Below are 15,336 nucleotides of genomic sequence, written 5' to 3'. Positions count from 1 at the left end.
CCATACGCCGAAGGAACTAAGGACCAAAATGATCCGCTAAGTAGCGTTGAGGGTGCGTAATGTGCATAATGATCACAAACACCTCGTTCGTACCGTAGCAATCCGCTTCATACCCTTTTGACCCGAGGAGCCTCAATTGGCGTGCACCGCTCCGGTCGCCCCGTCAGCGAACATCACGCCGACTACAGGCCTCAACCTCGGCGTGCTTGCGTTCGCCGGGCCAGCCCCGCCCACGCGGCACATGAGGCGACGTTCCAGTCTTCGGAGGTTCGGGATGTAATCATCGACGCGAATAGAAGTGCGTCGGATGATCTGCTGATTTTGCCGGGGACTGCCCCGGTCAGCTTCAGCGCTCGCGTAAAAAGCGGCTCCGGTTCGAATGTCCGTCTGTTCGCCAGGGGTAGCTGCGGACTTGTCTCAGCCAGTGGCGCAAGAGGTGCGCTGGCAGATTGACTTCTGCGATCAGACAGCCCCGGTGCATGCAGACCCCTGACCGCTTCTCTTCACCACGCTGGCGCCTCGCGAAGACGCGGTTTCTGTCTCTCAGCTGTCGCTTCCGGCGTCGCTCGATAACGAATTCCGAGGGCAGCGAGTAACCACAGGTGCTCTTCCTGCAGCCGGTCCAAGGGGTCTGGGTGCAACGAGCCGCCTGCCCCCTTTGCGGGTAGCGGAGGGGCATCTCGCGGCGCCGTCATCAATTCGGGATCGTGACGAACCAAATTCTCCCCCCCTACAGACCCCGGCTACGTACTTAGTTGCAACAGCGGCCGGCCCTGGCGTCAAGATCCTTCGCGCCCGCGCTGATTCTGACGCTGCCCTGCAATCCCTCTCAATGGAAAGAAAGTCGACAACCATGAACCTCAAGCCCTCCACCTGGAACAAGAAAAAGACGCTGATCGCGTCGATGGTGTTGCTCAGTGTCGGCCTCGGCGGCACGGTAGCCACCGGCGCGTACTTCACGGATACCAAGCAGATCGCGGCCAACTCGATTACCGCAGGCACTGTCATCCTCGGCAACCCGTCGGATGGTGGAACCGCGGCCGCGCCGCAGGCGGTGACGTTCGCAAACGTCCTGCCGATCGCAGACGCAGATGTGGCCACGAAGGCGCAGACCTTCAACCTGAACGTGCGTAACAACGGCACAGCTGCGATCAACTGGAAGGCGTTCATTAACCGAACGTCGCCCTCGACCGCCCAGGAGAACGCTCTCGCGAAGCAGCTCATGCTGCAGTACTCCACGGACGGCGGGTTCAGCTGGTCGACGCCTGGCGCGCTGGACAACCAGGCAGGCAAAGCGATCAGCAGCTCCTCGGTGCTGGCATCCAACGCGACCCAGGTCATCAAGTTCCGCGCCTGGCTGCCCGCCACCACCGACAACACGTTCCAGGGCCTCAGCCTGCCCTTCGAACTGATGATCAGCGCCATCCAGGCCGGCGGCGTGTAATCCGCCAGGGCTCCCGCTGGCAAAACACCAGCGGGAGCCCTCCTCGGTGACAGCACACCGCAGGCCTGACTTGTCATAGGCCCCGAAATCACCAGCCATGACGTGGGGCGTGAAGAACGAACTGGTGACAGGTTCGGTTTAGGCCGCGAGTGTGAGCGGCTCGGTTAGCTTCGCTTCGAACTCGATCGGCGTCAAGCCGCCGAGGGTGTCCTGGGTTCGTTGGCGGTGGTACTTCCGCTCGATCCAGACCACGATGGCCAGTCGCAGCTCCTGACGCGTCGTCCACCGCTGCTGGTTGAGCACGTTCGTTCGAAGAAGCGACCAGAACGACTCCATGGCCGCGTTGTCCCCGGCCGCGCCGACTCGGCCCATGGATCCGACCATGTCGTGACGGCGCAGCTCGCGGGCCATGGCTCGGCTGCGAAATTGGCTACCCCTGTCGGCGTGCAGGATGCACCCGGCGACCTCACCGCGGCGGGCGACGGCGTTACGGAGCGCGTCGACGGCGAGCTTCGCGGTCATCCGATCCGAGATCGAGTACCCGACGATCCGGTTGGAGAACACGTCCTTGATCGCGCAGCAGTACAGCTTGCCCTCGGTGGTGGTGCGGTGCTCGGTGATGTCGGTCAGCCAGACCCGGTTCGGTGCGTCGGCGCGGAACACGCGCTGCACGTGATCATCGAACACCGGCGGACCGGCCTTCTTGCCCTTCCCGCGCCGGCGGCGTTGCGCCGACGAGAGGATCCCGGCCTGCGAACACAGCTTCCACGCCGTCCGGCGGCTCATCCGCCAACCCGCTCGGCGGGCCTCGTCGGCGAGGTATCGGTAGCCGAACGTCGGGTCGTCGTGGTGAGCGTTGTGCAGGGCGTTGATCCGATACGCGCGGACGATGTCGGCGTCACGGATCGGGTCGCCTTTCCACCGGTAGTAGGGCTGGCGGGCGAGCTTGAGAACCCGGCACGACACCGTCACGGGGATCCCCGCATCGGCGAGCTCAGCAACGAGCGGGTACGTCATTTTGGGGAGCCACCGAGGCGCAGGTTCGCCTGCGACAGATACGCCGCCGCACGGCGGAGGACCTCGTTCTCCTGCTCGAGGAGCCGGATCCGCTTCTTCAGCTCCCGCGCCTCAGCGGCATCGGCGGCGGTTTGTCCGGGCCGGTTGCCCTCTTCGACATCGGCCTGGCGGAGCCAGTTCTGCAGCGTTGCTTCGCTGATCCCGAAGCCCGTCGCAACCTGCTTGATAGTGACGCCGCTCTCGCGGCTACGAGCGACCGCGACAACGTCCTCGCGGAACTCTCTGGGATAAGGACCGGGCATGATGACATCCTCCCCGCCAGCGCCTCCCGGCACTAACGATCAGTTGTCACCGATCCGTTCCTCACGCCCCTGTTCACGTGTTGGCTTGGCTCGTGCCGAGTCGACAAGACGATGGACGTCCGTGTTATCTCCAACAACACCCGACTTAGCGACGGCGCACCCCGCGGCATCATCACCGCATACTGCGTCGGCCCTACCGTTTGCCCCGCATGGGTGCGCCAGGTAGCCGGATGAGCAAAATCGATTTCCTCGGTCCGCTTCACGACGAGTTCGAAAGCGGGTACCTCAAGGAACTCACCCTGCGATACCTGCGCCCGCTCGAGCGCGGCGTAGAGATCGAGTTCTCCAGCTCTTCACCCTTTCCGGGTGTCTTTCGCATTCTCGTTCCTCTGCCCGAACTAGTGGGGGACGAAACGTGGAACGCTTTCGACGACACGACGACCAGCGTCCGCGAATGGACACGCTGGGGCATTGCCGTTCCCGTGCAAGAGGCCTACGACACTCAGGCCCAATCCGGGTTAGTGGACGATCGAGGAATAACTACATTGCACATGCCATAACGGTCTCCGCTTACCACCGGCGAGAAGTGCCAACTTTCCCGCTGTCTCCTGACGCCGGCCTGATTGCCTCGGATGGGTTCTTACGGGGCGCGGTCGGACGGACTTCTGGCCGGGGCGCGGGAGAAGGCCTGTCAGCAGAGGCGCGCCGATAGGTCGCCGGATGCGCCAACGGAAACGGCCGAAGGGGGCCTAAGCTGTTCTCGCGCTACATCGACAGCAGGCGTCGTGACGGGGATGCCATCGGGTTCGGCCAGGCGCTCGCGCACTACCTCTGCCGCGTGACCCGGGCGGGTGACGTCCCTGCATGCTCTGGGTGCCGTCGCCGTCGGCCGCGTTGTGTTTCACGATGGTCTGGATGGGAAGAAGGCGAGCTGCAGCGCCTCCTACGGCGGAATCGATCTGTTGCACGATGGATCGCTTACAAATCACACGCGCTATGCCAAGACCATGCGATCTCAATGTCACGCGATCGTTGCCCGCGCCCGCGAGGCGAAGGGCCGGGCCGCATAGTGGATCAAGAGCCAAGACCAGGAAGTGGAGGAATGGGTGTCGGAACGCCGAGGTCCCGCCGCTCATAGCGTGACGTGCCGATCCTGGACCGGAAGCTGCTGGCCGACCTGAAGTCGGCGAAGATCCAACACCTGCGCTCCGGCGGCGGCGACGCGATGTTCTGGCCGGGACGGACGCCAGGGTCGCACCGTGTGGACTACGACCGTGTCTGGGACGTCGCGACCTTCCGTCACAACTACTTCGCGCCCGCCCTGGTCCGCGCGCAGCTATCCGCGATCCGCGTACACGATCTCCGCCACACCGCCGCCAGTTTATAGCTCGAGGCGGGCTTCCCGCCGTACCAGGTGAGCCGGTGACTGGGCCACGCAAGCGGCGTCACAACGGACACGATCTACTCTCACACTTGTACCCATCCGACTACTCGCAACAGGTTGCGAAGTTCGAGGCGTTTGTCCCACACCGCTAGCTCTCGACCTCTCCCGCGCGCCACCGGTCATCTGCCTCGAACAGCGTGATGGTCCGAACGTCTTCAACCTCATCTTCATAGGCCTCTTCGAATGGGTCGCCCTTGCTGACCACGCTTTCAGAAGGCGAAATCTTCCTCGGTGCGTTTCTATCGATCGTCAGTTTCTCAACGGTCTCGACGTACTTTGGAGGGTTAAACATTGAACTCACACCGGCCAGTGTCGACGCGGCGGTGCTAGATCCGCCGACGTTCAACGTCTTAGTGCGAAAGGTCCTTGCGAGTGTGAGCTTCGCAGCGACCTCCACTGCCACCACGACCACCTTGACGACGCGGATGCCGCCGAGGTCCTCGCCGGTTTCTGGATCGGTGATGCCGATGGTGTCTGGGTTTAATATCGCGAAGTACTGGCCCTCTTGCACGCCGTGGTTGGAGCCACGGTTGAGGATGACTTCGCGGTCACTTACGAGCTCTGCGACCTGGCCTCGCAAGCGCGGAACTTCTGCCGAGTTCGAATCACTCACTGTCATTTGCCTCCGTCATTCTGCGAAGTAGATCGCTACCCTTCTTGCGATCTTCTTCGAAATTCGTCAACGATCCGGGGGCGACCCCGTCCCATTGCACCATCGACATTTGGAGTTCGACGCTGATCTGAGTCAGGCTCGTTTGCACGCTTGCCAATGCCATTGATGTGCGCGCTTCCTTCGTGGTGGTGGCGACTTGACCCACGACCACGTTGGTGTCATTCGTCAGTTGCGCGATGATGCCGAGTCCTCGGATTGCGCCCTCCGCACGAGGGCTCTGGTCGAGCGGGACGGGCTGAAACTGCAATGCGACGCCGACGAGCGTGCCGACGACCGTTGAGACGGACGCGAGGACGCCGCCGTATGGGTTCTCTTTGGTGCTCGAACTGAAACCGATCCAGATGATAACCCCGGCCCCGACGAACGCAAGCCAGAACTTCCAGTCGAGGGTGATCTGTCCGTTGCCGATACGCAGGGTGCGACGCTTCTTGGCCACGCCCTCTGTCATGCGCACACCCTATCGACTTCCGAACGCGGTTGGGGTCGACGCCAAGGTTCCGCCGGAGACGCTAGCCAGCGGAGAGGGTCGGTCACTGTGGCTGCCCCTCGCCGTGACCGTTGATCGCGTCGAACAGAAGAGCGTCCAGGCCCGCGGGGCTCCAGGGCGGCGTTGCGAGTAAGTGAGCCTGGAGGAGCGATCGGAGCAGAAAGACCGCGGTGGGTGCCACTTGATACTTCGCGTCTGCAATCGTGATTGTTGCGTTCTTTGGCTCCGTGCCGTGAACGATCTTCGAGCGGTGTCCGTATACCTTCTTCAGCACGTCATACGCAGCGTTCGCGTTCCAGCCAACTTTCGAGAGGGCGACAGAGGCACGCAACCCCATTCGGTGGACTAGCTCGTCGTGTTCCTCGCCCACCAACGCTTCGATGCCGATGCATGCGTCGATCACGATGTCATCGTGGTGCTCGCGCATTGACGACTGACGCAACCTTCGCGCCGCTAGCTTCGCTCGCGGCGTTGTCGCCTGTAAGCCTGCGAGCAAGGCAGGGAGCGTTCCTAACGCTGCGGCGTCGACCGATACGCCGTCGCCGTTCCAGCCGCCATTGAACGCTCGCGGGTACGCAACCAGCGAACTAACAAGCTCGAGCGGTGGGAGATCTAGTCGCCAACCCGTCGCCCAGCCGTGGGGGCGGAGGCACACTTGGGCGTATCCGCTCTCGTGTCCGCTCGCGACTGTCAGAGCCTGAAAGAACAGATCTGCCGCCTCGCGCCCCGGCGCCTGTACATCGAATTTGAGTCGCCGCGCGAGCGGGCCGTCTGAGTTGTCGAAGCGCTGATCGTGCAGCACCAGCGCGTGGGTTGCAGCGGAAGCAAGGAACGGGTTCACCTCGCTGTGCCCTATCGACAGCGCTCGCACTCTGTGGAGTTCTTCGGGAATGCGTTCGATTGAGACTCCGGGCCCGACTTCCACCCGGTCATCTATATCGAAGTGCGTAAGAAGGATTGGATAAAGGAGGTCGCCGATGATCTCCTTCTCAAAATGTCCTCGCTCCCACTGCCCGTAGATCGTGCGTAACGATGCCTCCGATACATCCCCCAACGCCTCCGCGCGCATCAATAGTCTTGCGGCTTCGGTAACCGCGCCCCCTCCTAGCCAACGTCTCCGCTTCGCCTCGTCGCGTCGGCCCACTCCGAGCGGGTCGAACGCTCGGTCAAGAGTCTCGTCAGCGATAGCCTCGTCTACCAACGGTGCGAGCGCAGGGACGTCCCGGACGTCGAACTTCAGCGTCTCATTCTTCTCAGCCCCAAAGACGCTTGTCCATTCCACGAAATCGGACTTGCCGCCGAATGGGTAGAACGAGCGAGTAACGGAGGGCCAGCCGTGCTCATTCTCTCTGTACGGAACCTCTTCGACGCGAGGGAAGTAGCCACCCTTTGCGAGTTGCGAATGGCCGAACTCATGCATGCTCAGCGCTGCCTGAATTATGAGATCCGCGAGGTCTGGGCGACTGAACTCTCCCGTCGTCACGATTCTCCTCAGCGCCGGGATTCTCAACTGCGCGTGTGGGCCGGAGCCGCGCGATCTTATCGCCTCAATGGTGGGCCCCGTGGGGCTCGAACCCACGACCCGCGGATTAAAAGTCCGATGCTCTACCGACTGAGCTAGAGGCCCTCGACGACCAGCCTACCGGCCTCGCGGGGGCGCTCGTGTTCACCTCCGTCGGCGCGACACGATCCAGAAGAGGTACGCGCCGCCGACGACGGCGGTCAGCAGCCCCACCGGGATCTGCAGCGGAGCCAGCGCTCGCTGGGCGATCACGTCGGCGACCAGCAGCACGGCCGCGCCGGTGACCGCGGAGCCGACGAGGGGGATGCCGCTCGTTCCCATCGTGCGTCGGGCGAGTTGGGGTGTCGCGAGGGCGATGAAGCCGATGGGGCCGGCGACAGCCGTCGCGGTGCCCGTCAACAGCGCGGCGACCACGATCAGCAGCAGGCGCACGCGACCGGTGCGTACGCCGAGCGCGACCGCGGTGTCATCGCTCAGTTCGAGAGCGCGGAAATCCCGGTACATGACCACCAGAACGAGCGACAGGATGCCGATCGTCACGAGCAACAGCCCCACATCGTCGTACGAGGTGGCCGCGAGGCTCCCGTGCAGCCACTGCGTCGCATTCCGTGCGATTTCGAGGGGAGCCCGGGTGAGCAGGTAGTCGTTGACGGCCGAGAGCAGGGTCGACAGGGCGATTCCCGCGAGGATCGTCCTCTCTCGTGAGACGCCGACGCTGCGGGCGATGGCCATGACGATCACGATGGTGAGCAGCCCGCCCATCCACGCTCCGGCCGCTGGAGACGCCGACGGAGCGATGAGTGTGAGACCGACGAGCGCACCCGTGGCGGATCCGGCGCTGAACCCGATGATGTCGGGACTCGCGAGCGGATTGCGGGCGAGGGTCTGGAACACCGCGCCGGCGAGCCCGAGGGCAGCGCCGATCGCGAGGGCGGCGAGCACTCGCGGCACCCGCAGCCCCACCACCACGACGGTGGTGCGTCCGTCGCCCTCTCCGGTGAGGGCGGATGCCACTTGCTCCAGCGACGCGTGGAAGGAGCCCGTCGTGAGGCCCACGACGGCGGCGATCGAAGGCACGACCAGGGTCGTCACGAGGACCAGGGCGTACCGGCGACGCCTCCGGGATCGAGCGGACGTGCGCAGGGGCGTTCCCAGGCTCACGGTGTCTTCGTCTTTCGCAGGATGAGCCACAACAACAGCGGGGCGCCGAGGACGGCGGCAACGATTCCGGCCTCGACCTCACCCGGAAGCGCGATCACGCGTCCCAGTACGTCGCTCGCCAGGGTCAGGGCGGCGCCCGTGACGGCCGCGAGGAGGAGTGAGACGCGCACGGATCCGCCGACCGCCCCGCGCACGGCGTGCGCCACGAGCAGCCCGATGAAGGCGAGGGGGCCGGCAGCCGAGGTCGCGGCGGCGCAGAGCAGGGTGATCGCGGCGCCGGCGCCGAGCATGATGAGCGCCGGAGAGACACCGAGTGAGCGGGCCAGGTCGCTTCCGAGCTGCAGCTGATCGAGGCCGCGTGAGACGAGAAGGGCCAGAACGACGCCCGCCACCGCGAACGGGAGGAGTTGCGCGGCCACGTCGGGATCGCGCCGCTCGAACGAGCCGACCGCCCAGAAACGGAACGACTCGAAGGTGTCATCGTCGACCAAGGTGATGATCCGGACGACGGCGCCGAGACAGGCGCTGAGCGCGACGCCCGCGAGAACGAGGCCGATCGCGTCGTCACGGCGGTCCCCACGGGCCGCCAGGTGGACGAGCAAGGACGCTCCCGCCGCACCGGCGAACGCGAACCAGACGTACCCGCTCGCCGTCGCGACGCCGAAGAACCCGATGGCGACGACCACTCCCAGAGCGGCCCCCGCGTTCACACCGAGCAGGCCCGGGTCGGCGAGGGGGTTTCGTGTGGCGGCCCGCATGAGCACTCCCGCGACGCCGAGGCAGGCCCCGGCGAAGATCGCGGTGAGCGTGCGGGGCAGGCGCAGCTCGTAGACGATGACGCCCACGGCATCCCGTCGATCCGTGAGAAGGGCGGACCACACCTCGGAGGGCGCGAGAGCACGCGACCCCACCGCGAAGCTCGCGAGGATCAGAAGACACAGGATGCCACCGACGGCGAGGGTGATCGAGAGAGCTCGAGCACGCGAGGAGCGTCGTCGGCGTCCCGGGAGAACCACGCCCGGGGTGACGGACGGGTGGACGTCGAGCATGCGGGTAAGGATAACCTAACCCCGTGACTCTCTTTCGTTTCTCGTCCCACCGTGCCCGTTTTCGTCCCCGACATCTGCTCGCCACCGGGGTCGTCGCGACCGCCCTGGCCCTGGCCGGGTGCGCCGGCCCCGCGACGGGGCCCTCGACCGTGGATGCCGAGGCGGGCTCCACCGGGCAGTGGATCGTCTCGCGAGACCTCGAACCCGGGATGGGCTCGCCCGAGGCGGATGGCGTCTTCCCCCGTGAGGTGACCCACTTCGCGGGAACGACGAAGATCGCGGCCGAACCCCAGCGCATCGCGGTCGTCTCCACGGGGCAGCTCGACGCGCTGCTCTCCCTCGGGCAGGTGCCCGTCGCCGCGACCCGCGCCGAGAACAGCGGCCTCGTGCCGCAATACCTCCGTGAGGCGCTTCCCGACAAGGCGGCGGCGCTCGATGCCATGGCCGATATCGGCGAACGCACCGAGCCCGACCTCGAGGCGATCGCACAGGCCGCCCCCGACCTCATCCTGATCAACTCGACCCGGGGCGCGCAGCTCTACGACGCCCTCTCCGCCATCGCACCGACCGTCGTGACCAAGGGCAACGGCGTCAATTGGAAGAGCGACTTCCTCCTCATCGCCGACGCCCTCGGGGACGAGGGGACCGCGCGCGGAGTGCTGGACGACCTGCAGGGCGAGAGCGCTGCCTTCGCCCAGACGCATCCCGCCGGCGAGCCCACGGTGTCGTTCCTGCAATCGACCGGTGACCGCACCCGCATCATGGGACTGCCGTCGTTCGCGGGAGGTATCGCCCAGGATCTCGACCTGGGGCGCCCGGCGTCGCAGCAGTTCGACGAGACGTCGCAGGAGATCAGCGCCGAGCAGATCGACCTGGCCGATGCGGACCGCGTCTACTACGGCGGAACCGGGCAGGGGCGGACCTTCATCGAGAGTGCCCCGCTCTGGCCGACCCTCGGCGCGGTGGCGGACAAGCGAACGGTCACCGTCGACTTCGACCCGTGGTTCATGAACGCCGGGCCGATCGCCGCGCGTCTCGTCCAGGAGGAGATCATCCGGACCGTCGGGGACTGACGAACCCCGCAGACACGAAAGCGAGCGCCGGACCCCCTCGCCTGGGGTCCGGCGCTCGCCGTCAGGGTCGGTCGATCATCGACCGCTCGGAAGCGCGGATGAACGCGCGTCCGGGAATTACATGGTGGGGGGCATCAGCACCGAGTCGATGAGGTACACGGTGGCGTTGGCCGTCTGGACGCCACCGCAGATGACGTTGGTCGAGCCGTTGACGGTGATGGCGTCACCCGAGCCGGCGACGGTGACGTCCTGGCCCTCGACCGTGGCGTGCGTGCCATCGATCTCGCTGGGGGTGAGCTGGCCGGGGATCACGTGGTACGTGAGGATCTTGGTCAGCGTGGCGGAGTCGGTCTTGAGCCCGTCGATGGTCGCGGCCGGGATCTTGGCGAACGCGTCGTCGACCGGGGCGAAGACGGTGAACTCCGAGCCGTTCAGCGTGTCGACGAGGTTCACGTCGGGGTTCAGCTGGCCGCTGACGGCCGCGGTAAGCGTCTTCAGCAGCGGGTTGTTCGAGGCGGCGGTGGCCACCGGGTCAGCGGCCATACCGGCAACCGAGCCCGAGCCCGAGGGAACGGCGGCGGCGTAGTCGGCGCAACCGGGGCCGACCAGGTTCGCGGCGGGGTCCATGGCGCTGGACGACATCGACGGCGATGCCGACATCGAGGGCATCGAGCTCTCTTCGGTGGTCGAGCCACCCGAGGTGGTGCCGCCCGAACATGCGGTGAGAGCGAAGGCCGAACCCAGAACGAGGGCGAGACCAGCGACAACGGGCTTCTTGTTGGTGAGCATGACATTCCTCCGAAATCATCCGGATCGCGTCTGCGACCCGTCAGGGACACCCCGGTGCGAGGGGCGGTTCGCCGTGGAGCGGCTTACACAGGGTCTTCGGGACCCCCTCGCGATCGGATTGCGAAATGTTGCGAATTCGGCCGCGCGCAGGTGTTGTCAGGCATAAAAAAGCCTGATGAGAAGCTCGTAAATATTCTTGAGAATGTTTTTGAACCGCACCGCCGGATGCTGCTTCGCCTCGGGGTGGCCGGGTAACGGTTTGCCCATATCTGTTCCGCCACGCGCGTGCGCTCGCGTGGGCGCGCGCGAGAGGTAGGCAATGATGGATGCCATGGTGATCGACGGTTTCGACCTTCCCGACGACGGGGTGGAGAACGCCGACCACGTCGGGAGTCTCCTGCTGCGCGTGGCCGATGGCGATCGGGCGGCCTTCGCGGAGCTCTACGACTCACTGTCCGCTCGCGCCTTCGGCCTGATCCTGCGCGTGCTCGTCGACCGCTCGCAGAGCGAGGAAGTGCTTCAAGAAGTCTTCTTGGAGATCTGGCAATCCGCCGGGCGCTTCACTCCGAACAAGGGACAGGGAAGATCGTGGGTTCTCACGATCGCTCACCGTCGAGCGGTGGACCGCGTGCGGTCATCGCAGTCGAGTGTCGATCGAGACGTGCGCGCGGGCTTCCGGGATATGGACGTCGCTTACGACGCCGTCTCCGAGAAAGTCGAACTGAAGATGGAAGGGCGGCGCGTCGTCGATGCACTGGCGGCGCTCCCGGACGCTCAGAAGGAAGCACTCACGCTCGCTTATTTCGGCGGGTACAGCCAAAGTGAGATCGCGACCCTGGTCGGGGCGCCGCTCGGTACGGTCAAGACACGAATGCGTGACGGATTGTCGCGGTTGAGAATCGAGATGGGGGTGGACAAGTGAACGAGAGGGATTTCGCCGACCTCGCCGTCGGACACGCGCTCAATGCGCTCTCCGAGGCAGATGAACGCGCGTACCAGGAGGCTTTGGCGGGCAACCCGCATTGGGACCACCACGTCCGCGATGCAGCCGACGCCGTCGCCGCCATCAGCGCCTCCGTCGAACCCGTCGAGCCCCCGCCCTCCGTGCGGGCCTCGCTGTTCGCGCGTATCTCCGAACTGCCGCAGGAGTCGGTCGGCGTGGCGACCCTTCCTGCCTCATCATCCGCCGACGAAGACTACGCCGCCGCTGGTGTGACGCCGATCGAGCCGGAGCGCGAGACGGCGTCGACCGGTGTGTCCGCGGCATCCGGCTGGGGACCCCGCCGGTGGTTCACCCTCGCGGCTTCGTTCGCGGCCGTCCTCGTTCTGGGCTTCGGGGCCGTCACGGTCAGCCAACTGGTCTCACCGCCGGCCTCCGTCGTCGCTCTGAGGTCGATCGAGCAGGCCCCCGACGCCCAGTCGGCGTCGACCACCCTCCCCGACGGAACGGTGGCGACCGCGCACTGGTCGCCGTCGACCGGGCAGAGCGTGCTCGTCACCGACGGGATGCCGGCCCTCGCCGCCGACAAGACCTACGAGCTGTGGTTCGTCCGCGGCGACACCCCGATCGCGGCCGGGACTTTCGAGCCCGACGAAGCGGGGAAGGCTACGGCGGTCCTCCAGGGAGAGATGCACGCGGGAGACGTCATCGCGGTGACGATCGAGCCCGCCGGCGGATCGCCCGACGGGACGCCCAGCACCGCCCCCGTCGTGGTCGTCGCCACGGCTTGATTCCTCGTGCCTCCTCGGCCGCTCGCGGGGACAGGCGAGCGGCCCGGGGGAGCAGATCGACGCTCTAGCCTGGATGGATGAGCGATTCCCCCCGCGAGTTCCACAAGCCGGTTCGGCGTCCCGCCGAGCTGTTCGATCGTCTCTTCTCCGCGGAGGATCCGGCCGAGGTATCGCGGGTTGCGCACAGCACGGCGCAGGCCCTGCTGTCGCGAGTGCGGGCCGATCCGAGCGTCGACGTGGTCGAGCGTCTCATCGCCTTCACCGACGACCACGGCATCGACGACATCGCCGAGCTGTGGTCGCGCTCGCCCGCCCGATCGCTGCCCGGGGCGCTCTGGCGGCTCTACCTGCTGCAGCTGATGATCCACGATGACGCGGCGACGGCAGCTCTGCTGTACGAACGCGGACGTGTGGAGATCACGACGGTGGATGCCGTGGTCGCCGGCGCCCCCGCCCCCGCGGGCCCCGAAGAACTCGTGCGGTTGATCGACACGATTCTGCGTGGGCTCTTCGAAGGGGACTTCGCCGTCGCCCTCGACCGCGCAGCGGCGTTCTGCCGTGTGCAGGCCGCGGGCTCGACACACCTGGCCGACGACTACGAGAACACCGAATCGGAACGGGCCTCGGCCTTGACGACGCGGGCCCTGCGCCTCGCCACCTACGCGGAAGACCTCTCGGCATCCGCCGCTCTCTGGCGCCGTGACGCGCTGACCTGAGCGGAAAAGATAAGTGCCGGACCGCAGAACGCCTCTCGGCGCATGGCCGCTCATAGCGGCAGAAGATGGAGCCCGGGGTTACTGCGGCCCGGCTATAGGAGTGTAACAAGACCCGCCTGCGGACATTCCCTTCCGCGGCCCCGTTGACAAGGCTCGGGCGTGTCGGTCGTGCGGCGTAGGCTCGCCCCATGGCTTGGCGCTTCGCTCTCGTGATCGACCCCGTGGCATCCGACGTGCAGCGCAACGACTACTCCGACACCCTGCGGGAGATCGACCCCGACGGCCCCGCTCTCGGTGTGGGCGAGCTGAGCGCACAGCGCGGTGACGGGATCTTCGAGAGCCTCGGCGTCGTCGACGGGCACGTTCAGGAGGTCGAACCCCACCTCGCGCGTCTGGTGCACTCGGCCGCGCTCTGTGACCTCCCCGTGCCGAACCTCGCGCAATGGCGCGTCGCGATCCAGCGCGCCGCGCGCGCCGCGGGCGAGGGCGAGAACGTCATGAAACTGCTCCTCAGCCGCGGTGTCGAGCACGGGCCCGCCCCGACCGCCTGGGTGACGCTCGCCGACGCCCCCGACAACGACCGCGCACGCTCCGAGGGAGTCCGCGTCGCGACGCTCGACCGCGGCTACGCCCTCGACGTGCCCGCTCGCGCTCCCTGGCTCCTGCTCGGGGCGAAGACGCTGTCGTACGCGGTCAACATGGCCGCGATCCGCGAGGCGAAGCGACGCGGTGCCGACGACGCCGTGTTCGTCACGAGCGACGGTCATGTGCTCGAGGCGCCCACGGCATCCGTCGTCCTGCGCTTCGGGGATCGTTTCGTCACGCCGGAACCTCAGGCCGGCATCCTGCACGGGACGACGCAGCTCAGCCTGTTCGCCTTCCTCGAGGGCCGCGGCTTCGCCACGACGTACGAGACGGTGCCGGCCGAAGATCTGACGAGAGCGGATGCCGCGTGGCTCCTCTCAAGCGTCCGGCTCGCGGCCCCGATCCGTTCCGTCGACGGCATCGAGGTGGCGCTCGACCGCGCGTTCACCGACGAGCTCAACGCCTACCTGCTCAGCCCGCGCGACTGAGGGCTCGAGAGAACGACGAAGGCCCCGCCGGAGCGGGGCCTTCGCATGAGAGCTGGTTATCCGAACCGGCCGGAGACGTAGTCCTCGGTCGCCTGGACACTCGGTGCCGTGAAGATCGACGCGGTGTCGTTGTACTCGATGAGCTTGCCGGGCTTGCCGGTGCCCGCGATGTTGAAGAAGGCCGTCTTGTCGCTGACGCGCGAGGCCTGCTGCATGTTGTGCGTCACGATGACGATCGTGTACTCGCTCTTGAGTTCGCCGATGAGCTCCTCGATCGCGAAGGTCGAGATCGGGTCGAGCGCCGAGCAGGGTTCGTCCATCAGCAGCACGTCGGGTGAGACGGCGATCGCGCGCGCGATGCACAGACGCTGCTGCTGACCGCCCGAGAGGCCGCCGCCGGGCTTGTCGAGGCGGTCCTTGACCTCGTTCCACAGGTTCGCGCCCCGCAGCGACTTCTCGACGAGGGCGTCGGCGTCGCTCTTGGCCATGCGCTTGTCGTTGAGCTTGGCACCGGCCAACACGTTCTCTCGGATCGACATGGTCGGGAACGGGTTCGGGCGCTGGAACACCATTCCCACGTGGCGGCGCACGAGCACGGGGTCCACGCCGGGGCCGTAGAGGTCGTCGCCGTCGATGAGAACGCGTCCCTCGACGCGCCCGCCGGGAATGACCTCGTGCATGCGGTTGAGGGTGCGCAGGAACGTGGACTTGCCACAGCCCGACGGCCCGATGAACGCGGTGACCGAGCGCGGCTCGATGTCGATCGAGACGCCCTCGACCGCGAGGAAGTCGCTGTAGTAGACGTTGAGGTCCTGGACCTCGATGCTCTTGGACACGAGTGTGTGCCTTTCTGGG

The 15,336-nt window shown here is 66.2% G+C and carries 16 protein-coding genes, 1 tRNA gene and 1 pseudogene; 8 read left to right on the top strand and 10 right to left on the bottom strand.

Going from position 1 to position 15,336, the window contains the following annotated elements:
- The first annotated feature begins 853 nt into the window (after positions 1-853).
- Positions 854-1,444 (top strand): SipW-dependent-type signal peptide-containing protein, encoded by a 591-nt coding sequence (locus tag OVA17_RS01255; RefSeq protein WP_267787649.1) that lies wholly within the window; start codon positions 854-856, stop codon positions 1,442-1,444.
- A gap of 138 nt (positions 1,445-1,582) precedes the next feature.
- Here OVA17_RS01255 and OVA17_RS01250 read toward each other — a convergent pair.
- Positions 1,583-2,763 (bottom strand): annotated as a pseudogene (locus tag OVA17_RS01250) (IS3 family transposase).
- A 230-nt stretch (positions 2,764-2,993) separates the two neighbouring features.
- Between OVA17_RS01250 and OVA17_RS01245 the strand changes: the two are divergent.
- Positions 2,994-3,323, top strand: a complete 330-nt coding sequence (locus OVA17_RS01245; RefSeq protein ID WP_267787648.1) for a hypothetical protein — start codon at positions 2,994-2,996, stop codon at positions 3,321-3,323.
- 584 nt (positions 3,324-3,907) lie between these two features.
- Positions 3,908-4,150 carry a hypothetical protein gene (locus OVA17_RS01240; RefSeq protein WP_267787647.1) on the top strand — a complete coding sequence of 81 codons (243 nt, stop codon included), beginning with the start codon at positions 3,908-3,910 and terminating at the stop codon, positions 4,148-4,150.
- 145 nt (positions 4,151-4,295) lie between these two features.
- Here the strand turns inward: OVA17_RS01240 and OVA17_RS01235 are convergent, their stop codons facing one another.
- The 6 genes from OVA17_RS01235 to OVA17_RS01210 form a co-directional block, all read right to left on the bottom strand.
- Positions 4,296-4,820, bottom strand: coding sequence for a hypothetical protein (locus OVA17_RS01235; RefSeq protein WP_267787646.1), 525 nt, complete (start codon positions 4,818-4,820; stop codon positions 4,296-4,298).
- Positions 4,813-5,328, bottom strand: coding sequence for a hypothetical protein (locus OVA17_RS01230; protein ID WP_267787645.1), 516 nt, complete (start codon positions 5,326-5,328; stop codon positions 4,813-4,815). Before OVA17_RS01230 ends, OVA17_RS01235 begins: the two co-directional genes overlap by 8 nt.
- An 82-nt stretch (positions 5,329-5,410) precedes the next feature.
- Positions 5,411-6,946 (bottom strand): HEPN domain-containing protein, encoded by a 1,536-nt coding sequence (locus OVA17_RS01225; protein ID WP_267787644.1) that lies wholly within the window; start codon positions 6,944-6,946, stop codon positions 5,411-5,413.
- A tRNA-Lys gene (locus OVA17_RS01220) sits at positions 6,919-6,994 on the bottom strand. Before OVA17_RS01220 ends, OVA17_RS01225 begins: the two co-directional genes overlap by 28 nt.
- A 39-nt stretch (positions 6,995-7,033) precedes the next feature.
- Positions 7,034-8,050 carry a FecCD family ABC transporter permease gene (locus OVA17_RS01215; RefSeq protein WP_267787643.1) on the bottom strand — a complete coding sequence of 339 codons (1,017 nt, stop codon included), beginning with the start codon at positions 8,048-8,050 and terminating at the stop codon, positions 7,034-7,036.
- Entirely contained in the window at positions 8,047-9,099 is a 1,053-nt protein-coding gene (locus OVA17_RS01210; protein WP_267787642.1) for a FecCD family ABC transporter permease, read from the bottom strand. The genes OVA17_RS01215 and OVA17_RS01210 overlap by 4 nt, the downstream gene beginning before the upstream one ends.
- Positions 9,100-9,122: 23 nt before the next feature.
- On the opposite strand from OVA17_RS01210, the gene OVA17_RS01205 reads away from it, so the two are divergent.
- Positions 9,123-10,172 (top strand): iron-siderophore ABC transporter substrate-binding protein, encoded by a 1,050-nt coding sequence (locus OVA17_RS01205; protein WP_267787641.1) that lies wholly within the window; start codon positions 9,123-9,125, stop codon positions 10,170-10,172.
- 117 nt (positions 10,173-10,289) lie between these two features.
- Here the strand turns inward: OVA17_RS01205 and OVA17_RS01200 are convergent, their stop codons facing one another.
- Both OVA17_RS01200 and OVA17_RS01195 read right to left on the bottom strand, forming a co-directional pair.
- Positions 10,290-10,961: a fasciclin domain-containing protein gene (locus tag OVA17_RS01200; RefSeq protein WP_210073724.1), complete on the bottom strand. Its 672-nt coding sequence runs from the start codon at positions 10,959-10,961 to the stop codon at positions 10,290-10,292.
- Positions 10,962-11,117: 156 nt separating this feature from the next.
- Positions 11,118-11,294, bottom strand: a complete 177-nt coding sequence (locus tag OVA17_RS01195) for a hypothetical protein (RefSeq protein ID WP_267787640.1) — start codon at positions 11,292-11,294, stop codon at positions 11,118-11,120.
- Between OVA17_RS01195 and sigK the strand changes: the two genes are divergently transcribed.
- The 4 genes from sigK (at position 11,281) to OVA17_RS01175 (ending at position 14,481) form a co-directional block, all read left to right on the top strand.
- Complete coding sequence (gene sigK, locus OVA17_RS01190; protein ID WP_210073725.1) at positions 11,281-11,883, top strand: ECF RNA polymerase sigma factor SigK; 603 nt, start codon at positions 11,281-11,283, stop codon at positions 11,881-11,883. The genes OVA17_RS01195 and sigK overlap by 14 nt on opposite strands.
- Positions 11,880-12,692, top strand: a complete 813-nt coding sequence (locus tag OVA17_RS01185) for an anti-sigma factor (RefSeq protein WP_267787639.1) — start codon at positions 11,880-11,882, stop codon at positions 12,690-12,692. Before sigK ends, OVA17_RS01185 begins: the two co-directional genes overlap by 4 nt.
- A 77-nt stretch (positions 12,693-12,769) precedes the next feature.
- Positions 12,770-13,408, top strand: a complete 639-nt coding sequence (locus OVA17_RS01180) for a DNA-directed RNA polymerase subunit beta (RefSeq protein ID WP_267787638.1) — start codon at positions 12,770-12,772, stop codon at positions 13,406-13,408.
- A 188-nt stretch (positions 13,409-13,596) separates the two neighbouring features.
- The gene (locus tag OVA17_RS01175) at positions 13,597-14,481 is read left to right on the top strand and encodes an aminodeoxychorismate lyase (protein WP_267787637.1); all 885 of its coding nucleotides are present in this window, start codon (positions 13,597-13,599) and stop codon (positions 14,479-14,481) included.
- A 56-nt stretch (positions 14,482-14,537) separates the two neighbouring features.
- Here the strand turns inward: OVA17_RS01175 and pstB are convergent, their stop codons facing one another.
- On the bottom strand, positions 14,538-15,317 hold the full coding sequence (gene pstB / locus OVA17_RS01170) for a phosphate ABC transporter ATP-binding protein PstB (RefSeq protein ID WP_103206156.1): 780 nt from the start codon (positions 15,315-15,317) through the stop codon (positions 14,538-14,540).
- Positions 15,318-15,336: the final 19 nt, after the last annotated feature.

The sequence above is a fragment of the Microbacterium sp. SL75 genome (genome assembly GCF_026625865.1).
Lineage (GTDB): Bacteria > Actinomycetota > Actinomycetes > Actinomycetales > Microbacteriaceae > Microbacterium.
The sequence above is the reverse complement of the archived record's forward strand: the minus strand, read 5'-3'. Positions and strand labels throughout refer to the sequence as shown.